The following is a 20,302-nucleotide window of genomic DNA, read 5'->3' as shown; positions in this document are numbered from 1 at the left end:
GGGAGAGGAAACCGGTTCATGGATGCCGCATTCCGTTCCCGTCTCAACATGGAAAAGGGAACCTATTCGTGGATACAGGCAATATGCTGCAACAATACGACTCCCTCAACCCCCTCAGGGAGGCTTCGAGCATAACAACCAGCCATATTTTCAAACCCCGAATTTTTCCAAACCCTAACTCCGGGCGGGTGAGATGGCACCGTCTGCCCCCTTCTCCCCTTGCGGGAGAAGGGCTGGGGATGAGGGGGAACTAACCCTCAGGCCGCATTTTCAGCCAATACACCAGTCACGGGCTGCATCTCACCAAAGCGCAGCACCCGATGACAGATCTGACGCAGCAGTGCCTGCTGGTGACTGAATATCACCATACCAAGCCCGCGCTGCTCACACTCAACCATCAACTCCCGCCAGAGATGACGCTGAATTTGCGGATCCAGCTGGGCAGTCACCTCATCGGCAATCAGCAACCGGGTGCGGGGATCGAGGGCCCGCAGCAACGCGATGCGGGCCAACTCGCCACCGGAGAGCTGGCCGGGTTTACGGCCGAGCCATTCAGGCTTGACCATAAAGCGGGCCAGCATGGCGTCATCGGGGCGCCACACATCCCACAGCGCCTGCCTGGTGGTGCGATAGGGATTGAAGGTGAGCTCCGGGTGCTGGGGCACCAGCTGGATGGGGTTATAACCTTTTACCTGTTCAGGCACCGGCTGCCCATCCAGCAGGATCTGCCCGCCGGTCCCAACCGGTTGCCAACTCGCCAATACCCGCCCCAGCGTGGTCTTGCCATGGCCACTCGGCGCAGAGATGCCGAGCCGTTCGCCCGCTTTCACCGTCAGCGATAAACCCTGCCAAAGGGGACGTTCCCCCTGGGCGATAGTGAGATTTCGTACTTCCAACATCAGGAAACCTCCGGCACAGAGAAGAGCGCGTTGAACTCCGGCAGCGCCTGCCAGTGGGCTCTGAGCATCTCGCTCCCCTGCCCCTGTCGCAGATGGTGGCAGCTCAAGGTATCGCTCACCTGCCCCTGATGCAGCGCCACAATGCGATCGGCAAAGCGGGCCGCCAGCGCCAGATCGTGGGTCACCCAGAGGATACCGCTGCCCTGATTGGCCAATTCACGCAACTGGCCGAGCAGCTGGCAGGCCAGCCCTTCGTCGAGCCAGGCGGTGATCTCGTCTGCCAGAATGTAGCGGGCACCGCCGAGCGCCGCGGTGCAGGCCAGAATGCGCTTGGCCATGCCGCCGGAGAGCTGGCGCGGGAATCTGTCCAGGGTGGTCGCGGGCAGCTGGTAGCGCAGCAGTTGCTCGCCGAGCCGCTCGCGAGAACCGCTCTGGCCGCAGAGACGTGCCGCACGCCCCAGCTGGCGCTCCACCGTCAGCAATGGATTGAGGGCGCTTACTCCCTGTGGCACATAGCAGAGAGTGTGACCGCGCAGACGGGCGCGGCTGGCATCGCACAGAGGTGTGCCATCGAGGGAGATGCTGCCGCGCATCCGCAGATTGTCCGGCAGCAATGTCAGGGCGCTTTGCAACAGCAGGCTCTTGCCCTCGCCGCTCCCCCCCACCAGCGCCACTATCTCCCCCGGCGCCAGTTGCAGGCTGATATCGGTCAGCAAAGGCTGCCAGCTGCGCCGCCCTAGCCAGGAGTAGTGGGCCGCCTCTATGGTCACCTGATCAAAACTCAGCATGGTTCACTCCTGTGCCACAGCAGCTGTTGCAGAGCGCGGGTTGCCTGATCAAACAGCAGTACCAGCAGCAGCAACATCAGCCCCGGGAAGAGCGCCAGCCACCAACCGCCACCGGCCAGATAACGCAGGGCATCGGCAAGCAGTAGGCCCAGCGAGGCCTCGTGGGCCGCCAGACCAAAGCCGAGAAAGCTCAAGGCCGCGCTGTGCAGCACCGCATGGGGAAACATCAGCAAGGTGCCGATAAACCACTGGGGCAACAGCCCCGGCAGCAGGTGGGTGCGCCAGCGACGCAGCGCCCCCATCCCCTGACAGCGGGCCAGCACCACATAGTCGCTGCAGGCGATCCGCCGCGCCTCGGCGCAGAGAATGAGCGCCAGCTTGGGCCAGTGGGTGAGCGCCACCGCCAGGATCACCCCGCGCATACCGCCCCCCACGGTAAAGCAGATAAGGATCAAGAGCAGCATATGGGGCAACGCCAGCATGGCGTCGATCACCATTCGCACCGCCGCATCACATCTGGGATGAACCAGCGAAAGGCTTGCCGCCACCATGGCCAGCAGGCCACTGCAGAGCGCCGTGCTGATGCCAAGCTCCAGACTGGTGAGGGTGCCCTGAAAAGCCCGCAACCAGAGATCCCGCCCCATCTGATCGGTGCCGAACCAGTGGGTCAGCGAGGGAGGCTGCTGGCGCGCCAGCAGATCCATCGGCACATCCTGATGAGAGAGGCTCCAGCCGTAAGTGGCCAGCAGCGCCAATCCGAGCAGGGCAAAAACCAGCCGCAGAATGGAGGGAAACGGGTTAAACAGCATGCTCGCCCTCCCAACCCCGATTGATACGGGCCAGCAGCAAACTGGCCACCGTGTTGCCAATAAAGACCAGCAGGGTGCAGAAGAGCACGATTCCCATCAGCAGGGGAATATCCCCCCTGAGCCCCGCATCAACGGTGGCCTGGCCGAGCCCCGGGTAAGAGAAGACCTTCTCGGCCAAGAGCGATCCGCCAATCAGTTCACCAAGGGAGGCAAACTGCAGGCAGAGCGCCGGGGTCAGGGCATGGCGCAGCACATGAAAACGCAGCATGGGCCAGCCGCCATCCCCCTGAGCGCGGGCGTAGCGGATAAAGTCGCTCGCCAGCACCTCGGCCACCCGCCCCCGGGTATGCAGGGCAATATTGCCCACCCCGAGCAGCGCCAGGGTGGTGACCGGTAGCAACAGATGGCGTGCTCGCATAACCCAATCTGCCTCATCGGCGGAGAGGCCCGGCGTCCAGGCGCAGCAGACTGGCAGTAGTGGCCAATGCACCGCAAACAGGGCGAGCAGCAACAGGCCGACCCAGAAGGTGGGCAAGGAGGCGAGCAGGTAGGCAAAACGGCAAATCAGGCGATCGGGCCAGCGATTGAGATAGCGACCAGCGCAGAGGCCCAGCAGAATCCCGAAAAAACCGGAGAGCAGCCAGGCGCCCGCCAGCAGCAGGAAGGAGGCGGCAAAGCGCTGGCCTATGACCTCACCCACCGGTGCGTTATAGAGCATGGAGTAACCGAGATCCCCCCGCAGCACCTGGGTAAACCAGTGCCAGTAACGCAGCCAGAGCGGCTGATCCAGCCCCCAGCGAGCGGCGATGCGGGCGTACTGCTCCGGCGGCACATGGAGCAGATCGTTGCCGATATAGGCCTTGATGGGGTCGATGGGGGAGTAACTCAGCAGCACAAAGGTGGCGACCGAGACCAGACATAACAGCCCTGCCAGACGCAGCAGGGCTTTTAGCAACAGATAACCGGAGTGACTCAAGGGCGAACTTAACGGCACGTCCACCGCCAATCCTGCAGGTTGTTGAGCAGGGACCAGCTACCGTGGATTTCCGGCGCCCCCTTGCCAAGATCGATGCAACGGTTGGCGAGATAAGTGTGCTGCACATTGAGCAGCCAGGCCCAGGCGGCATCTCCCTGCACTCCGGCACCGGTCTTGCCATCCCACTCCACCTGCTGCCAGAACGGCACGGCCGCCTGCCAGTTCGGGGCATCCAGCGCCTGCTTGAGGTGGCCATCCACCACAGGGTTGCTGTAGTAGCCCGGATTGTAGAACTCCACGCCACCGGAGCCGCTCTGGTAGTGGTGATAGAGCTCCATGGGATCCAGACTCCCCCACCCCATCAGCACCGGATTGGCGTGCATCTCCCGCTCCACCTGCTCCCAGCTGCCGGACTTGAGGCTCACCTCAAAACCGATGGGCTTGAGCATGGCCCGCACCGCTTCCGCCAGATCCCGGCGGGTGCTGTCGCCACTGGTGTACCAGAGGGTAAAGGCGGCGCGCTGGGAGCCCTTGTGGCGAATGCCGTCACTGCCCATCTTCCAACCCGCCTCGTCTAGCAGGGCATTGGCGTGAGCTGCATCCCCATCCTTGAAGGCGGTGGCTTTGTTCAGCCAGGGCAGGCCTTCTACCGCGCTGTAGGCGGGGATGGCATGTCCTTCCAGCAGCTGGTCGGCCAGCAGCTTGCGGTCGATGGCGTAGTTGATGGCGCGGCGCACCGCTACATCCGAGGTCACGTCGTTGCCGATGGGATAGCCCTTGGTATCCTTGCCGCCAGCAGGCGGAATGGGGAAGACGATGCCGCGATTCTCCACGCTCGGCCGCACCCAGAGCTTGAGGGCGGCAGGCACGGTGGGCGCCAGCGACGGGGCAATGCGCACCACATCGAGCTGGCTGCTCTGGGCCGCGGCATAGGCGCTCTCTTCATCGATAAAGACAAACACCAGCCGTTTGAAGTCATTGTTACCGCCGGCGTAATAGGGGTTCGCCTCCACTACCAGTTGCTGACCGGGCAGGAAGCTCACCAACCGGTAAGGGCCAGCACCGACCGGCTTTTGGGCATATGCTTTTGCGTCGTAATCCCGCTTCGACACTATCCCCAAAGATCCCAGCACGTTGACGAAGGTGCTCTGGGGAGCACTCAGGGTGATGGCAACCTCGGTGGGCGAGAGCACCTTGGCCGAGACAAAGTTGCCCATGTCGATCTTGCCGCCACCCTTGGCTGCGCTGTTGTAGGTAAAGGCCACATCTTCGGCGGTGAGCGGTGCACCGTTGGAGAATTTCAGTTCAGGCTTGAGGGTAATGATCCACCCCTTGCCATCCTTGCTCGGGGTCACCGATTGGGTGAGCACATTCTGCCAGCTGAGATCGGCATTCTGTTTGAGCAGCGGACTGTGCAACAGCAGGTAGCTGCCGTGGCTCCAGCCGAGCAGAGGGTCAAACCCTTCGGTGGGTTCGGCTCCGATGGCGAGCTTGAGCTCGGCAGGCACAGGTTGGGCAGCGGCCAGCGCCGCGTGAGAGGCAGTGCCCAGCAGCAGAGTCAACAGGGCGGCAGCACTGGTGCCACAGTAATGGCGAAGGGAATTGCGTGGAACAGTCATGGGGATCCTTCTTGTTTTGTACCACTCACGGATCATCACTCAAAAAAGAGGCGGAATGCGTGTCTGAACATGGGAGTGAGGGGCCAAAATGGCCCCCTATTCTAAACTTGATTTCGCGTGAAACCTAGCGACTATGCTGGTTGAGCACGCCGGGCACCGAATAGCCGTCTGCGACCCAGGTCCACGCCGCCAGCCCCTTGCTGCACCGGCAAGGAGAGCAGCATCTTGAGGGTGCTGCCCACCAGTGCTCGCCCCTCCCCGGCACCGAGATGGGGATCGAGCGGCGACATCAGGGAGCAAGCCAGCAGCTGTCCCGTCTCGGGCAATTCACCCACCATAAAGGTCATGTTGCCGCAGGGGAGTTGCAGGGCGAGCCGATCGCTGCTGCTGCGCACCGGCCAAAGCTGATCCGGCCCCGGCAACACCACCACGCTCAACATCCAGGGGGTGAGCACGCAGCCGAGCCACTGACCTTCAAACAACGTGCACTCCGCCACAATGGGCATGGTGGCGTGATAGAAGGGCAACGCCTGCATCTCTTCGCGAGCGATCCGCTCGTACTGGGCTACCAGCAAGGGTGCTGGATTGGTGGCAAAACCGGCAAACTCCTGCACAGCATCAACCTCACTTAAATGGGACTGCGCCATAGGCCCTCCCGTGCTTGTTCAGCTTTCTCCTGCTCAGAGAGCGCAATGGCGGGCGCGCCAACGGCAGCCAGCAGGGTCAAAATCCGATCCGTCGCCTCCCCCATGGCAGCCGCCACCACGGGGGTGAGGCCGATACGGGGCTCAAGGGATTCGGGCTCGACGCCGATCAGGGTGAGCCGCTTGGGCGACTCCCCCGTCATGTGCAGCGCCGAGAGCACATCCGCCAGCCCCAGCTGATGGGGGGATATCTTGCGACCAAACAGGGTCGGGATCTCCTCATCCTTCAGGGTCACGACGGTGCCCGGCGGATTACCGCTGCGCACCGCATCCACCAGAATGATGTGATCGCGACTGGCCATCGCTTCGAGCAGCTCCATACCGGCGGTACCACCGTCGAGCAGCTCGATGCCGGGGGCGAAACGGTATTCGCGCCCCAGCCCCTCAACGATGCGCACGCCGACGGCCTCATCACTCAAGAGCAGGTTGCCCACGCCCAGGATCAGGGTGTTCATCACAGCACCTTCACCTGAGTCGTTTCACCATTTTGGGTATCGACCACATGCACAGCGCAGGACATGCAGGGGTCGAACGAGTGGACGGTGCGCACCACTTCCAGCGGCTTGGCCGGATCGGCTACCGGGGTGCCCATCAGCGATTGCTCGTAGGGGCCGGGTTCATCGTTGAAGTTGCGCGGGCCCGAGTTCCAGGTCGATGGCACCACCGCCTGATAGTTCTCGATCTTGCCGCCCTTGATGACGATCCAGTGGGAGAGCATGCCACGCGGCGCCTCTTCGAAGCCCACCCCGCGAAACTCTTTATCCGCCGGGATCTCTGCCTTGATGTAGGCGGTGGTGTCCCCCTTGCCGATGTTGTCCACCAGCGCCTTCCACTGATGTGACAGGGTATCTTTGAGCACGCAGCAGCGCACCGCGCGACCGATGATGCGACCCATGGTGGAGTGCAGCTGCTCGGTCTTGATGGCCGAGCCGGTGAGCGCCTTGTAGATGCCGTTCAGCTGATCGAAGTGCGCCACCGTCTCCGGGTGCTTGGCGGCCAGCTTCACCAAGAGGTCTGCGAGCGGCCCCACCTCCACCACCTTGCCGTAGAAGGTGGGGGATTTGACCCAGGAGTATTTGCCGTCATCCTGCCAGCCGGTGTAATCGGGCTCGGTCTTGCCCTCCCAGGGTTTGAGGGGCTCGTCATCCTTGTACCAAGCGTGCTTGTTGCTCTCGGCGATGCCATCCATCAACCAGCCATCCTGATGGCTCTCGATGGGGCGATAACCCGCCAGATTGCCATTCTCGATGTAGCCACCGGGCATCAGGAAGCTACCGCCGTTACCGTCGGTGGGAAGCTCCGGCACGCTCAGGTAGTGCTTGGCCCCCTGCCCCAGGTTCAGCCACTCGGGGTAGTGCGCGGCTATGATGGCGGCATCCACCTTGTAGACCTGCTCGATAAACTCGCCGAGCCGGTCGATAAAGCTCTTCACGTAGAGCAGCCGCTCCAGGTTGAGCACACTTGGTGCATCCAGGTTGATGGGGTTGGCCACGCCGCCCACCGCCAGGTTCTGGATGTGGGGGGTCTTGCCGCCGAGAATGGCGACAATGCGGTTGGCATCGCGCTGGCACTCCAGTGCCTGCAGATAGTGGGCCACGGCGATGAGGTTCACCTCCGGGCTCAGCTTCATCGCCTTGTGACCCCAGTAGCCGTTGGCAAAGATGCCAAGCTGGCCGCTGGCTACCAGCGCGCGGATTTTATCCTGCACCCTGGTCAACTCGTCGGCACTGTTGAGGGACCAGGTCGATACCCCCTTGAGCATGTCCGCCGCTTTTTGCGGATTGGCCTCAAGGGCCGCGGTGATGTCCACCCAGTCCAGCGCGGAGAGTTGATAGAAGTGGACGATGTGATCGTGGATGTTGTGGGCCGCGATGATGAGGTTGCGGATGTACTGGGCATTAACCGGCACCTTGGCGCCGATAGCATTCTCCACCGCCCGCACCGAGGCGATGGCATGAATGGAGGTACATACCCCGCAAATGCGCTGCACTATCATCCAGGCATCGCGTGGGTCGTTGCCCTTGACGATCTCCTCCATCCCGCGCCACATGGTGCCGGACGACCAGGCCTTGGTGACAACGCCGCCTTCGATTTCACAGTCGATACGCAGGTGACCCTCGATGCGGGTGATGGGGTCTATGGTGATACGCTGGCTCATACGTTGGCTTTCCCTCGGGCCTGATAATCTTGGTGAACACGTTCAAGTGATGGCAGTACCGGCAACAGCCGGATCAGCAGCAAATAGGCACACACTTCGATGGCAACAAAGCCAAGGGAGATCAGCACCTCCGTCGCGGAGGGGAAGTAGTGGTAGCCATTGCCGGGGTTGAAGGCGATCAGGGAGTAATCCAGTCGCCAGAGGGCTGCGCCCAGCAGCATGCTGAGGGCCCCCAGAAAGAGCATGCGCGAGTCCCGGCGGCTCTTGTCCCAATGGAACACCAGCAGCGGGAAGATCATCAGCGCGATCTCGCTCCAGAACAGAATGGAGTAGCGGTTGAACTCGGAGAGGTACTCCGACTTGTCGTGGATGACGATCTCGGCAAAGCGCAGCGCCACAAACAGGATCAGGAAGATGTCGATCACCTGGGTCAGTTTGTAGAAGAGCGGCTTCTCGTTGGGGCCACGCCCCGCCAATCCCGCCTGCACCAGGGAGCCTTCAAACACCACGATGGAGAAGCCCATGATGAAGGCGGTCAGAAGCGAAAAGACCGGCAGCAGCTCATAGCTTTGCCAGAGCGGATGGATCTTCTCCCCCGCCACTATCATCAACGAGCCCATCGAGGATTGGTGCATGGTGGGCAACAGTGCCCCCAGCGCCAGAATGAAGAACATGATCTTGTTGAGCCGCGCCATGGAGGTTTTCCAGCCGAACTTCTCCAAGAGCACGGGCGCAAACTCCAGCGCCATCACCCCGATGTAGATCGTCATGCAGACCGCCGTCTCGAACAGCACCGAGGAGGTGTTGAAGTGACCGGGCAGGTAGAAGTACGGCAGGTTCCAGTAACGGCCGACGTCGATGGTGATGGAGAGGCCGCCCAGCGAATAACCGAACAGGCTCGCCAGCAGGGCCGGTCGCACCAGCGGGTGATACTCGCCCCGGTTGAAGACGTAAACCGCCCAGGCCAGCGCCCAACCACCGCAGGCGAAACCGGTACCGATCAAGAGGTCAAAGGAGATCCAGAGACCCCAGGGATAACCCCCGTTCAGATCAGTCACCGAGCCCAACCCGAAGATGAGGCGCTTGAGGATAAGCATGCCGCACAGCACCGCAAAGGGTGCCAGCACCAGCACCGGCCAGCTGACCAGCTTGCCGCCAAGGGGATGTGCCTTGTGGTTACTCATGATCCTTACCCCCCTGTTGTTTCCCTTGATCGACCGACGTCCCCTTGCCCTGATCGTGACCATCGTGATGATCGTGACCATTCTTGGTGTTGCGACGGATAAGCACGGAGAGACCGGTCAGCACCACCATGGGCAGCACCATCCCCTTGTAGAGGGTGTGCTGGATATGCTCCGAGCGCGCCCCGGAGGAGAGCTCCGGCAGATCGGGCATGTCGAGCTTGGTGTAGGGCACCCCGGCCAGCACCAGCACCTGGGTGCCGCCCCCCTCTTTCTCGCCATAGACGTAAGGCTGGTAGTTGGGCACCTCGTGCAGGTAGGGGTCGTTGGCCTTGAGAGTCTGGCGCGGGTAGGCATATTCGCTGCCCGGGGTCGCCAGCAGGCGACGCCTGGCCTCTGCCATCAGCTCCTCGCGGGTGCCGAAGATGACGGCGCCGGTCGGGCACACCTCGACACAGCCAGGCAATTTGCCCTGATCAATCCGCTCAAGCCCCTTCTGGTTGCAGAGCTCGCATTTGTGGATCGCACCGAACGGGTTGTCGTAGTCATATTTGGGCACATCGAACGGGCAGCCCACCATGCAGTAACGGCAACCGGTACAGACGCTCGGGTCGTAGTGAACGATGCCGGTCTTGGGATCTTTTTTAAGGGCCTGCACCGGGCAGACGGAAACACAGTTGGGATCGACGCAGTGCATGCACTGCTTCTTGATGTAGGCGTAGCCATCCACCAGCTGATCTTTGTGCTCGCCCGCGCCGCTCTTCCACACCTGAATGATGTTGTTGGTGTAGGGGCTCAGCTTGTCGTTGTTGGACCAGGTCTGCTCGCCCGCCGGATTGGCCGGATTACCGTTAAGGCGCTGGCACTCCGCCACGCAGGCCTGACAACCGACACAAAGGGTGGAGTCGTAGAGCATGCCAAGCGCACCGGGAATGGGTGGCTTGTTTTTGGCAGCCGCCAGCGCGGTACCGGGCACGGTGGCCCCGGCTGCCAGCGCGCCGACGGAGGCAAATTTGAGGAAGTTGCGTCTGTTCACGGTTACTCCTCCCGTGACGGATGCTGCCCGGCTTCATGGCGCTTCTGCTGGCGACCGAGTTCACGCACCGTCATCAGACTCACCCCGACCAGCACCCCGAGGGCACCGCCGATCAGCGCGGTGGAAGTGGGAGAGATATGACCCCCCTCCTGAATGGCCACATCGGGCTTGTTGACCCGCGGGGTCGGATTCTCAACCTTGGCGAGCTGGAAGATCCCCTTGCTGAAACCGACACCCTGTTCGTTGCAGCCGTAGCAGGGATGACCGATACCAACGGGCCAAATGCCACCACCGATATCACAGAACTCCAGGGTCGAGCAGTTGCCGTAGGTCTCCGGCCCCTTGCAGCCTAGATGATAGAGACACCAGCCCTGCCGGTGCCCCTCATCACCGAACTCCTTGGCAAAACGCCCTGCGTCGAAGTGCGGACGGCGCTCGCAGTTTTCGTGGATGAGCCGCTCATAGGCAAACAGCGGCCGATTCTTGGCATCCAGCGCCGGCAGCTTGCCATAGGTGATGTAGTAGGCAACCGTGGTGAGGAAGTTGTGGGGATTGGGCGGGCAACCCGGGATATTGATGATGGGGGTGCCGATATTGCCGAGTGCCTCTTCAAGACTGACTGCGCCGGTCGGGTTACCGCCACTGGCGGGGACGCCGCCCCAGGCGGCACAGGAGCCGATGGCAATGACGGCAGCCGCATCGGCAGCCGCGCGGCGAATATGGTCGACGATGGGCTCACCGGCCACCATGCAGTAGATGCCGCCATCTTTGAGCGGAATGGAGCCATCCACTACCAGCACATACTTGCCCTTGTAGCGGGTCATGGCGTTGTGCTTGTTCTCTTCAGCCTGATGGCCAAATGCTGCCGAGAGCACCTCATGGTATTCGAGGGAGATAGTATTGAGGATCAGGTTCTCGATGGTGGGGTGCGTGGCCCGCAGCAGCGACTCGGTACAGCCGGTGCACTCCTGCGCCCCTATCCAGATCACCGGCGGCCGCTCGGGGCTGGTGAGCGCAGTGGCCATCTTGGCGACGGCATTCTGACTTAATCCCAGGGTTGCGGCCATCCCGGCACACAATTTCATAAAATCACGGCGATTAATCCCATGAGCCGATAAAAAATTATCCTCGACCATTCTTCTTATTCCCGTAGTGAGCACTTGTCTGATAAATGCTTAACAGCGGAAATGCTAAGGACTCACCTACCCCTCAGTATTGATCTCTATCAATTCCACAGGGATTGAACCTATTTACAGGGCGCGTCATATCACAAACAAAAACATTTACCCCCAAAGGGATAATCATGCCTTCATGAATTTAAAGTTTTTAATTGAATATAATTTAATTAATCGCGAAGCGAGCCAGGGCAAATTTTTCGATTAATGTAATCCCCGCAGCCAGATGAATAGCTGAAGAGATAACAAGAGGATGCAACAAGCAGGAAGTCGATGTTAAAAATGCCTTATGCCATATACCTTTACTCACGATTTTGCATACATCTCTGCCATCGCCAGTTGTCATAGGCCCCATGAGCCCAACACGGAGGTGGCTTTGAGTGGTTCTCCAAAGTAGCACAGCAACAGGTTAATCGAGTGCACCATGGGTGATACCTTTTCTGCAGGACAATTTCTATAAACTGCACCGACCCAACTTGATAATATATCTTCACCGGATCATTTTACGCACAATAATGCATTCCTATTCATTTAAAAACCCAAACCAATTCGACTGGTCTCGATAATGACATCGGCTTGGCAATGCCTTTTTATAGAACAAGCCAAAAAACAGTTGCAATTGTTAACAATACATCCATCACCATATTTACCTTGACGTCACCCACGTTAATTAACCAGCACGTAAATATGAGCACCAACACTGTAAAATGATATTTATTCTTGTTTGCATGGTCTCACTTGAGATGAATCAAGAAAGATAAAAGTCGATAAAAGAAAAGCCAGGTTAATGATGCCCCTGGCTTGGCTGATCAAAATCCGCTCATTTATGCCGTAGTGTTGACCATGTAGCCATTTTGCGGCGGCTCCAACGGTAGTTTGCTCCCGAATGCGCTGAGGAAATCCTGCAGCGTGACCGGAGGAGACAGCAAGCGCGGGCTGGTGAAAGTAACAGTAAAAAGGTGGAACAGATTGCAGATGATGAAACATCAGAGGACATACATGAGCTTTACAGAGTGGAGATAGATACATAAAAGCGGCCTGGCATGATCTTCTGCCGGTTTCACAAACATATGAAAGGGAGGCATCAGCCTCCCTTGTTATTACAACTCTCCGCTTACTTCACTACCACCAAACTCTTTACTCGCGCTTGCGGTCTTGGTGACTCTGCAGGAGCCAAAATCTTATTTGGTTGCCGGTGCTGCTTTGGCTGCCGGAGCTTTGGCATGATGCTTGGTTTTATGATGCTGTTTTTTCACGACTTTGGTTTGAGTCGCTTGCGGTGCTGCAGCCTTGGTCGGGGTAGCTGCCATGGTGAAACCAGAGGTCAGGGCGAAAACTGCAGCGACTGCCAGGGGGATGATCTTTTTCATGGTCACTTTCCTTATTAGGGTAATGGAGCCGTTCTCCATGACTTCATCCTACGACTGGGCACGACGAACTTCCGTGTGTAGTTGGTGACGATATGTATCCAAATGTACAAGTCGAATAGTGCAGCTTTATGAGATGCCGGTGGTGTTGTTAACGCCTTTTAGCGAATAATGAGGAGTCGTTAGAATATGCAATACTAACAAGCGTGATTGCACCTCACTGTTGCGGCAAGATAATCAGTATTTGTGCTCATAAAATGACTTTTGCGGTGGGAATACATGGATCCAGTACAGCAACAAAAGTTGATTGAACAACTCATTCCCCAGCTGCGGAAAAAGAATTTCGCAGACATTTTTGCACAGCTCACTGAGTCTGAAAGCAATAACGGGCGCTTTCTGCTCAAAATGGAGCTACAGCGCAAATGCGCCTCCTGCCGCAGAGTCATCGATATGCGGGACGCCTTGGCAGATGAGTGTCAAGTATATGAATTTAAAGGCATGATCCACTTCATGCCGGCAGATGCTATCAGCCTGTTCCAGAGCCAGTGCTTCATTTACCGTGATGACTACACGATGGGTGTCTACGAGGTGATGCAGCAGTGGCAAAAACAGCGGCAGCAAGCCCGGGTAAAAGGCAAAGCCACGGCGCAGGCCAACCCTTTCCAGCAATATGAAGTCAAGACTATACCATTCGCCAGTTATTACGGCCGTCGCCAAGAGCGTATGCATATCAGCTCCCCTGTAGAAGTCAGGCTCAAGGATGGAGCCAAACTCCTGGCCAAAACATCGGATCTTTCTCCTGAAGGCATTCGTATCTCGGTGCCCTATCTACCGACCTATCAAACCGGTGATCAGGTAGAGGTCATCTTTACCGGGTTGGAGCACGACAGCGCCAATCCACTATTACAACAACCAGTGCAGTACCAGATTCTGGGTGAGGAGAATAAAGAGGGGCGATTCTGGCTAATACTGATCAGAACTGGTGACAACCCAGCCTTTGATACCTTTATCAAAGAGTTCATCAAAGCCAATAAAGGCCATCATCGGATAAGCGTCGATCACCTGCTTTCCGCAGCGATCATCAAGGGGCACGAGCAGTTCTATCTACCGCGCATGACAGGCATACCACTCTTTTTTAGTTCGGGTGCAAACCCCAAGCTGGAGATAGCCCTGCGCAGCGAGAATAATCAGCACCTTCTCGAGTACTGGCGTGACGAAAAAAACCGTGACGCACTGGCTGGACTGTTTTCAGCCGACCGGATGAAACGCCTCTGCCCGGCACCGGGGGCCACCAAAGAAACGCTGATCTACAGCTTTGCCCATACCGTGCAAAATAAAATCTACTTCTTCTCGGCCACATCAGAAGAGTTACGACTAAGTGGTTTGACCAAACTGTTCTTTCAGGTGGGTGCCCATCGCCCCAGCTGGCGTGTCTATAAATTTTCGCTGGAACTGTGTGAGTTGGCAGAAGCGGATCTGGGCCAGATTGTCGGGCTCGAAGAGTCCCAATTACATGACATCCAGTTGCTGGAGCGCATCAAACAGATAGGTTATTGCGGTTTATTGCAGGAGATCAGCCTCGATGCACAACGAGAAGAGTTCCGTCAGGAAGGGGGGACAATCAACAATCCCAACGAGCTGCAACGATTTGGCCACGAACAGGAGCCCATGCCTTTCGAGATCGAGCTGCTGCAATATGTTCAGCTACGCAAAGAACAACGCTACATCCACAAAACAGAGATAACCATCAGCCACAATGGCAGATCCTGGCAGGGCTTAACCCGCGATATCTCCGCCCATGGTATGCAGATTGAGCTGGAAGAGGCCTTTATCGGTGAGAAAAACGATGTTGTGACCATTGCCCTGCCCCGGCTACAGGAGCTTGCCAAAACCATGGACTTGCAGCATCTGCCTTACCGGTTGGTCAGCCTCAACATGACCCGCACGGTATTGCACCTTTGCATTGAAGGGGATACCGCCCGCCACATTGGCCGACAGTTCTTCACTCTGCTTATCGAAAGTAACCAGAAAAAGCTGAAAACAGCCCCGGAACACCGCCGCTATCGCGGACTTGCCAGAGCTCTACGCAATATTTACACCAGCCATCTTTTCAACACCCCACTCTATGTCAACAAGCTCAATGGGAGTCCGAAGCCGGCATCTATTGGCAAATCTCTCAAACCACGTTCATTGCAAAGAGTGCTCACTGTTTGTACTGCGAATCCGGAGCATGGCAACCTCTATCCCCTGTTTCAGGGGGACTTGCTGAAAGAAGTGCTGATGACCCCGCTTCGTCATCAGGAACGAGATGACAAACCAAAGCAGGAAGAGGTCTACGTATCGTACGTGCAAACAAACTCAGGTTGGCCCCAAATCAAGAGCTGCCTCGCCAATTCGTTCGGTAACGTGCAAGAAAAGCGACAATTTATCGAGCAGGCATTACAGCAGGGAGAGTTCTATTCAGTGCTGGTTGGCATCTCCCGTACCGGCCGACCAGATATCAACTTTGTCGCCAACGAGCTGGATACCATAGCCAAATTTGCTATCCACAAAGCGAAGAAGCTGGAGGAGGATCTTTGGAGCGTAGTCGGGGTCAGTGAGCTGACTGATACGACAGAAGCAACTCTATTCCGACTTGGTATCACGCAGCAATTAACCTAACGCCCCCTGACCAAGAGGCCAAGGTGCTGTCGAACCAATAGAAGCCATGGTTTCACCACAACAGCGCAAGCCGTCAGCTTGTCTCGGGTATGCAGGGATTTTTTGATCTCTTTACGACGACCACAGGGGAGCGTGGTGACTTTCCGGTAATACCAGATGCCGTGGGGACTGAGCCCGAGATTCATTGATGAGCTCCTCGTCGTCCACACAAAGTGGATTACCAAGAGGTCTGAAGGGGGCTATTAGCTGTAACTTATTGAATTGCAGAAACAAGTGGTGGCCCTACCAGCCACATCCCGGCACTCGAGTCCCCCGCCTTGGCTGCTACCTTCCGGTCCTGACCAGGTCGACGGGTTATCAATGCGAGAGGACCAATAGGACCACCGACGAGGAGAATAGGCAAACTGGGCGTTCAATGCAACGGCTTTCTGCCCTCCAACAGATCGTTTGCCTTATTTTTCAACAAACTGGCCAAGGGTTCAGCTAAACAGCATGAATTTCGCCCCCACCAGCAGCATCAGCAGGGCAAATGCCTGCTTGAGTCGCTGGGGGGATAGTCTGTGTGCCAGTTTGGCCCCCACCCGGGCAAACTGGGTACTGGTCAGTACAATCCCAATCAGGGCTGGCAGATAGATGTAGCCCACGCTCCACTCAGGCAGATCTGCGTGCCCCCATCCGGCATAGAGATAGCTCAGGCTCCCCGCCAGCGCGATCGGCATGCTGCAGGCGGCTGAAGCCGCTACCGCGTTGCGCATCGGTACGCTGTTCCAGCTCAGATAGGGCACGGTGAGCGAGCCGCCGCCGATACCAAACAGTGCCGACATCCAGCCGATAACGGTACCTGCGATGCCGGTACCGAGCGCCCCCGGCAGATGGCGCTCCGCTTTGGGCTTGAGATTGAGCCCCATCTGCAGCGCCATGGTCCAGGCAAAGCAGCCAATGATGATGTTGAGGGTGCTGGCACTGAGCAGATTGGCGGTCATGCCGCCGAGCCAGGCGCCAAGCAGCATGCCGGCACCGAGCCTGCGGATCATCACCCAGTCGACTGCTCCGGCCTCCTGATGGGCCCGCAGCGAACTGAAACCGGTAAAGATCATGGTCGGCAGCGAGGTGCCAAGTGCCAGATGGGTGATGATATCGGGATCGACCCCCTGTGCGTGAAAGCTCACCACCAGTACCGGCACTATGATAAGGCCGCCGCCGATCCCGAACAGTCCGGCCAGGATGCCGGCGAAAGCCCCCAGCACCAGATAACCCATAAACAGCATAAAAATTCCTTCCGAGGCGACGCCGACCACCTGTGACGCGGACGGCGTGTAAAAGAAGAGATGGCCCTTGGGCCATCTCTTGTCTCTGTCAGTTCAGGGGGATAGTGCCGTCCATCACCTTGTAGAAGGCCAGCACGGCACAACCGAGCAAGGCCGCCGTCATCCCCTGCTCCAGCCGGTTGAGGCCACGCAGACCGTGGTGCTGACGCGCCTTCCAGTAGATGAAGATACCCGGGCTGTAGAGCAGCGCCACCAGCAGCAGATACTCGACGCCAGCCGCATAAACCAGCCAGCAGCCATAGATGGTCGCCATCAGGGCCAGCAACAGATCACGCTTGCGCTGATGCGGTTGGCCCTGATAGGTCTCCCCTTTCAGCGCCAGCTTGAGGCCATACGCACCGGAGAAGACATAGGGCACCAGCGCCGCTGAGGTAGCGATGTTGACCAACGCCAGATAGGTACTGTTTTGGAAGTAGATGATGATAAGGAAAGTCTGCACCAGACAGGTGGAGCACCAGAGCGACACCTGCGGTGAGCCGTTCTTGTTCTCCTTGGCAAACCAGGCCGGGAAGACCCCGGTCTTGCCCGCAATGTAGGGCACTTCAGCCGCCAGCACGGTCCAGCTCAGCAGGGCTCCCATCACGGAGATGACCAGACCGATGTTGATGAGCCAGGCGCCCCAGGGGCCGACTACCGCTTCCAGGATCATGGCGGTAGAGGGGTTCTTGAGCTGTGCCAGCTCAGGCTGGGTCATTACCCCCAGCGAGAAGAGGGTCACCATCACGTAGAGCGCCAGCGCACCCAGCAGGGCGAGCACGGTCGCACGACCGACATCCTTGCGATGGCGGGCACGGGCAGAGACCACCACGGCCCCTTCAATACCGATGAAGACCCAGAGGGTGACCTTCATGGTGGACTTGACCTGATCCATCACGGAACCGAGATCGCTGTTGCCATGACCCCAGAAGTCCAAGGTGAAGGTCTTCATATTGAAGGCAAGCAGGATGGCCACGCTGAAAACGATGAGCGGCACCATCTTGGCGATGGTGGTCACAATGTTAACCAAAGCTGCCACCTGCACCCCGCGCAGTACCAGCGAGTGTACCGACCAGATCAGGATGGAGGCCAGCGTGATGGCCACCGGCGTATTGCCGTCGCCGAAGATGACGTGATCCGGCGTATCAAAGAAGTAGCTGAGCGCGCTGAATACCACGATGGCGTAAGAGACGTTGGCCAGCAGTTGGCAGAGCCAGTAACCCCAGGCGGCGTTGAAGCCGATGAAGTCACCAAAACCGGCCTTGGCGTAACTGAAGATACCGCCATCGAGATCCGGGCGACGCATGGAGAGGTTTTGATAGACCAGCGCGAGGCAGATCATGCCGACCCCGGTGATGGCCCATCCCAGGGCGACGGCCCCGGCGCTGGCATGTGCAGCAATATTCTGTGGGAGACTGAAGACCCCGGCGCCGACCATGGAGCCGATCACCAGCGAAATGAGGGCGCCAAGCCCTAGTTTCTTGTCCATCTCAATCCTGTTTAATTAGGCGGCGGCAGAGCGTCCGTATTCATACTGCGCGCGATATGGGAGGGGCTGAAAATCCGGACCCCGTGAAAAAGGCGGCAACTATATTGCATGACTATTCCGACCGCAATCCCTCGCATCGTCAAACATGCACCACCTTGACCGCGCGCAATTTTACAGCACTGACCTCAAGGGCCTGTGAGCTGGTTCAAATTAACTGAGACCCATTGATATTTCTCATATTTCTGCCGCCATAGAGCGACCCGGATGGTGCCCATGCATCGCCATTCAGTACCTTTGGAACTCAAAAGAGTGCATAAAAAAGCCCTGACCACGAGGTCAGGGCTCAATGTAAATCTTGGTAAAGGTCTACAGCCGCAGACCGCCATCAAGCTCGATCATCCGGCCATTGAGGTAATCGTTGGCAAAGATGAAGGCAACGGTCTCGGCCAACTGCTGCGCCTCACCCAGTTTGCCGACCGGAATAGCCTGCTGCATCCGGGTCATCGCCTCCGGCTTCATCGCGGCCGTCATATCGGTGGCGAACACCCCGGGGGCGATCCCCATCACCCGGATACCATGGCGGGCAAGCTCCCGCCCCCAGGTCACTACCAGCGAAGCCACCCCTGCCTTACTGGCGGCATAGTTGCTCTGGCCGATGTTGCCGGCACGGGCGATGGAGGAGATATTGATGATGACCCCCCCCTCCCCGCCGGTGGCCATCAATGCGGCCCCCTCGCGTCCGCACAGGAAGGTGCCGGTGAGGTTGACGTCGATGACGCTCTGCCACTGGGCCAGGCACATCTTCTCTACAACTTCCCCCTCTTTCACCTTGATCAGCATGCCATCGCGCAGAATGCCGGCGCAGTTGATAAGACCGTGCAGCACGCCAAAACGCTCCTTGATGCCAGCAAAAACCGACTCAACCTCGGCTTCGCTCGCCACATTGCAGACAAATAGCTCGCACTGGCTATCTTGATCGCACTGATCATTCTGACTGCGCACCAGGGCTGCGGTCGCCTCCAGATCGGCGCGATTGATGTCGAGCAGCGCCAGCGTCGCCCCCTGTGCGCCCAGGGCCTGCGCAATGGCCCGTCCCAAGCCACGTCCAGCGCCGGTAATAACGATGACCTTACCTTTGATATCCATCAATGCTCCTTGTAGCTGGTCGAAGAGAGATGCCTTGAAGAGAGGTGGCCCGTCAGGCGGGATCCTGTTTATCCAGATAGAGTTCGACGATGCTGGAGAAATCGCGGCTCCCCTGCCCCTGAGCGGCATGCAGGTTGAACAGGTTGCGGGCCAGCGCCCCCATGGGCACAGCGCTGTGGCCATGCTCGGCCAGCGCCATGGCCAGCCCCAAATCTTTCACCATCAGCCGGGTCATAAATCCCCCCTGATAGTTACGGGCAGCCGGTACGTTCTCCATCACCCCGGGCCAGGGGTTGTAGCGCTCCAGACTCCAGTTGTTGCCCGAGCTCTTGCCCATGATGGTGGAGAGCACTGCCGGATCCAGCCCCTCCTTCACTCCGAGCGCCAGCGCCTCGGCGGTGCCCGCCATATGGATGGCAAGCAGCATGTTGTTGCACATCTTGGCGATCTGCCCGGCGCCAAGGGGGCCGGCGTGGAACAGATTCAGCCCCATGCAGGCCAGTACGGGCTTGGCCGCATCAAAATCCGCAGCATCGCCACCAACAATAAAGGTGAGTGAGCCTGCCGCTGCGCCGGCAACTCCGCCCGAGACAGGGGCATCGATAAAGCGCAGGCCGCGTGCACGGGCCGCGCTCCCCACCAGGCGGGCAGAGGCCACATCAATGGTGGAACAGTCGATCACCAGCACACCGGCAGGTAAAGCGGCCAGCAAATCCTGCCCGTCCCGTTCACCATCACTCTCGCCCAACCAGAGGCTGCGCACATGCTCGCCGGCAGGCAGCATGCTGATGACGACATCACAGCCGGTCACCGCTTCGCGGGCATCTCCTGCCGCAATGCAGCCTGCTACAATGGCTCGCTCGACACTGTGGGCAACCAGATCAAATACCTGCACCGTATGCCCGGCCTTGGCCAGATTGGCTGCCATGGGGCCCCCCATGTTGCCCAGCCCGATAAATCCGATCCTTGTCATTCTGCTTGCTCCTTGCG

17 protein-coding genes and 1 other RNA gene are annotated in these 20,302 nt (G+C 58.7%); 1 reads left to right on the top strand and 17 read right to left on the bottom strand.

Translation table 11 applies throughout. The annotated features are described in order from the left end of the window. Window positions 1–257: 257 nt before the first annotated feature. From AAHA39_RS02440 to AAHA39_RS02385, 12 genes are all read right to left on the bottom strand, one after another. Window positions 258–899, bottom strand: coding sequence for an ATP-binding cassette domain-containing protein (locus tag AAHA39_RS02440; RefSeq protein ID WP_320656851.1), 642 nt, complete (start codon window positions 897–899; stop codon window positions 258–260). After that, window positions 899–1,687 (bottom strand): ATP-binding cassette domain-containing protein, encoded by a 789-nt coding sequence (locus AAHA39_RS02435; protein ID WP_216950707.1) that lies wholly within the window; start codon window positions 1,685–1,687, stop codon window positions 899–901. Before AAHA39_RS02435 ends, AAHA39_RS02440 begins: the two co-directional genes overlap by 1 nt. After that, the gene (locus AAHA39_RS02430; protein WP_247822877.1) at window positions 1,681–2,496 is read right to left on the bottom strand and encodes an ABC transporter permease; all 816 of its coding nucleotides are present in this window, start codon (window positions 2,494–2,496) and stop codon (window positions 1,681–1,683) included. Before AAHA39_RS02430 ends, AAHA39_RS02435 begins: the two co-directional genes overlap by 7 nt. Next, window positions 2,486–3,496 carry an ABC transporter permease gene (locus tag AAHA39_RS02425; RefSeq protein WP_215801363.1) on the bottom strand — a complete coding sequence of 337 codons (1,011 nt, stop codon included), beginning with the start codon at window positions 3,494–3,496 and terminating at the stop codon, window positions 2,486–2,488. The genes AAHA39_RS02430 and AAHA39_RS02425 overlap by 11 nt, the downstream gene beginning before the upstream one ends. Beyond that, the gene (locus AAHA39_RS02420) at window positions 3,481–5,091 is read right to left on the bottom strand and encodes an ABC transporter substrate-binding protein (protein WP_320656852.1); all 1,611 of its coding nucleotides are present in this window, start codon (window positions 5,089–5,091) and stop codon (window positions 3,481–3,483) included. Before AAHA39_RS02420 ends, AAHA39_RS02425 begins: the two co-directional genes overlap by 16 nt. Before the next feature lie 131 nt (window positions 5,092–5,222). Then, window positions 5,223–5,738 (bottom strand): hydrogenase-2 assembly chaperone, encoded by a 516-nt coding sequence (hybE, locus tag AAHA39_RS02415; RefSeq protein WP_320656853.1) that lies wholly within the window; start codon window positions 5,736–5,738, stop codon window positions 5,223–5,225. Next, the gene (locus AAHA39_RS02410) at window positions 5,720–6,250 is read right to left on the bottom strand and encodes a HyaD/HybD family hydrogenase maturation endopeptidase (protein WP_041207560.1); all 531 of its coding nucleotides are present in this window, start codon (window positions 6,248–6,250) and stop codon (window positions 5,720–5,722) included. Before AAHA39_RS02410 ends, hybE begins: the two co-directional genes overlap by 19 nt. Next, entirely contained in the window at window positions 6,250–7,953 is a 1,704-nt protein-coding gene (gene hybC / locus AAHA39_RS02405) for a hydrogenase 2 large subunit (RefSeq protein ID WP_320656854.1), read from the bottom strand. The genes AAHA39_RS02410 and hybC overlap by 1 nt, the downstream gene beginning before the upstream one ends. Beyond that, window positions 7,950–9,137, bottom strand: coding sequence for a Ni/Fe-hydrogenase cytochrome b subunit (gene hybB / locus AAHA39_RS02400; RefSeq protein WP_033115848.1), 1,188 nt, complete (start codon window positions 9,135–9,137; stop codon window positions 7,950–7,952). Before hybB ends, hybC begins: the two co-directional genes overlap by 4 nt. Continuing rightward, on the bottom strand, window positions 9,130–10,170 hold the full coding sequence (gene hybA / locus AAHA39_RS02395) for a hydrogenase 2 operon protein HybA (RefSeq protein WP_042053843.1): 1,041 nt from the start codon (window positions 10,168–10,170) through the stop codon (window positions 9,130–9,132). The genes hybB and hybA overlap by 8 nt, the downstream gene beginning before the upstream one ends. A gap of 2 nt (window positions 10,171–10,172) precedes the next feature. After that, window positions 10,173–11,306 (bottom strand): hydrogenase 2 small subunit, encoded by a 1,134-nt coding sequence (hybO, locus tag AAHA39_RS02390; protein ID WP_041207557.1) that lies wholly within the window; start codon window positions 11,304–11,306, stop codon window positions 10,173–10,175. Window positions 11,307–12,526: 1,220 nt separating this feature from the next. Beyond that, window positions 12,527–12,715 carry a hypothetical protein gene (locus tag AAHA39_RS02385; RefSeq protein ID WP_033113872.1) on the bottom strand — a complete coding sequence of 63 codons (189 nt, stop codon included), beginning with the start codon at window positions 12,713–12,715 and terminating at the stop codon, window positions 12,527–12,529. Between the two features lie 276 nt (window positions 12,716–12,991). On the opposite strand from AAHA39_RS02385, the gene AAHA39_RS02380 reads away from it, so the two are divergent. Continuing rightward, a complete protein-coding gene (locus tag AAHA39_RS02380) occupies window positions 12,992–15,373 on the top strand; it encodes a PilZ domain-containing protein (protein WP_320656855.1) in 2,382 nt (793 codons plus the stop codon). Window positions 15,374–15,653: 280 nt separating this feature from the next. On the opposite strand, the gene ffs is transcribed toward AAHA39_RS02380, so the two are convergent. The 5 genes from ffs to mmsB all read right to left on the bottom strand — a co-directional run bounded on the left by ffs (window position 15,654) and on the right by mmsB (window position 20,285). Then, an RNA gene (ffs, locus tag AAHA39_RS02375) (signal recognition particle sRNA small type) lies at window positions 15,654–15,750 on the bottom strand. A gap of 102 nt (window positions 15,751–15,852) precedes the next feature. Continuing rightward, window positions 15,853–16,641: a sulfite exporter TauE/SafE family protein gene (locus AAHA39_RS02370; protein ID WP_320656856.1), complete on the bottom strand. Its 789-nt coding sequence runs from the start codon at window positions 16,639–16,641 to the stop codon at window positions 15,853–15,855. Between the two features lie 88 nt (window positions 16,642–16,729). Continuing rightward, window positions 16,730–18,166, bottom strand: a complete 1,437-nt coding sequence (gene arcD / locus AAHA39_RS02365) for an arginine-ornithine antiporter (RefSeq protein ID WP_033113099.1) — start codon at window positions 18,164–18,166, stop codon at window positions 16,730–16,732. Window positions 18,167–18,532: 366 nt separating this feature from the next. Beyond that, window positions 18,533–19,312: an SDR family oxidoreductase gene (locus AAHA39_RS02360; protein WP_342689991.1), complete on the bottom strand. Its 780-nt coding sequence runs from the start codon at window positions 19,310–19,312 to the stop codon at window positions 18,533–18,535. A gap of 52 nt (window positions 19,313–19,364) precedes the next feature. Beyond that, window positions 19,365–20,285 carry a 3-hydroxyisobutyrate dehydrogenase gene (gene mmsB / locus AAHA39_RS02355; RefSeq protein ID WP_320656020.1) on the bottom strand — a complete coding sequence of 307 codons (921 nt, stop codon included), beginning with the start codon at window positions 20,283–20,285 and terminating at the stop codon, window positions 19,365–19,367. Window positions 20,286–20,302 lie beyond the last annotated feature (17 nt).

Source organism: Aeromonas sp. SE22 (assembly GCF_038739755.1).
Lineage (GTDB): Bacteria > Pseudomonadota > Gammaproteobacteria > Enterobacterales > Aeromonadaceae > Aeromonas > Aeromonas jandaei.
This window is presented reverse-complemented; position numbering and strand designations above follow the sequence as displayed.

Excerpts from the sequence above, each read along its gene's own strand:
- hybE (WP_320656853.1), bottom strand. The coding sequence starts at position 5,738 with ATGGCGCAGTCCCATTTAAGTGAGGTTGATGCTGTGCAGGAGTTTGCC.
- AAHA39_RS02430 (WP_247822877.1), bottom strand. The coding sequence starts at position 2,496 with ATGCTGTTTAACCCGTTTCCCTCCATTCTGCGGCTGGTTTTTGCCCTG.
- AAHA39_RS02385 (WP_033113872.1), bottom strand. The coding sequence starts at position 12,715 with ATGAAAAAGATCATCCCCCTGGCAGTCGCTGCAGTTTTCGCCCTGACC.
- AAHA39_RS02360 (WP_342689991.1), bottom strand. The coding sequence starts at position 19,312 with ATGGATATCAAAGGTAAGGTCATCGTTATTACCGGCGCTGGACGTGGC.
- AAHA39_RS02370 (WP_320656856.1), bottom strand. The coding sequence starts at position 16,641 with ATGCTGTTTATGGGTTATCTGGTGCTGGGGGCTTTCGCCGGCATCCTG.
- hybC (WP_320656854.1), bottom strand. The coding sequence starts at position 7,953 with ATGAGCCAGCGTATCACCATAGACCCCATCACCCGCATCGAGGGTCAC.
- AAHA39_RS02435 (WP_216950707.1), bottom strand. The coding sequence starts at position 1,687 with ATGCTGAGTTTTGATCAGGTGACCATAGAGGCGGCCCACTACTCCTGG.
- hybB (WP_033115848.1), bottom strand. The coding sequence starts at position 9,137 with ATGAGTAACCACAAGGCACATCCCCTTGGCGGCAAGCTGGTCAGCTGG.
- AAHA39_RS02420 (WP_320656852.1), bottom strand. The coding sequence starts at position 5,091 with ATGACTGTTCCACGCAATTCCCTTCGCCATTACTGTGGCACCAGTGCT.
- hybO (WP_041207557.1), bottom strand. The coding sequence starts at position 11,306 with ATGGTCGAGGATAATTTTTTATCGGCTCATGGGATTAATCGCCGTGAT.
- AAHA39_RS02380 (WP_320656855.1), top strand. The coding sequence starts at position 12,992 with ATGGATCCAGTACAGCAACAAAAGTTGATTGAACAACTCATTCCCCAG.
- mmsB (WP_320656020.1), bottom strand. The coding sequence starts at position 20,285 with ATGACAAGGATCGGATTTATCGGGCTGGGCAACATGGGGGGCCCCATG.
- AAHA39_RS02440 (WP_320656851.1), bottom strand. The coding sequence starts at position 899 with ATGTTGGAAGTACGAAATCTCACTATCGCCCAGGGGGAACGTCCCCTT.
- arcD (WP_033113099.1), bottom strand. The coding sequence starts at position 18,166 with ATGGACAAGAAACTAGGGCTTGGCGCCCTCATTTCGCTGGTGATCGGC.
- AAHA39_RS02410 (WP_041207560.1), bottom strand. The coding sequence starts at position 6,250 with ATGAACACCCTGATCCTGGGCGTGGGCAACCTGCTCTTGAGTGATGAG.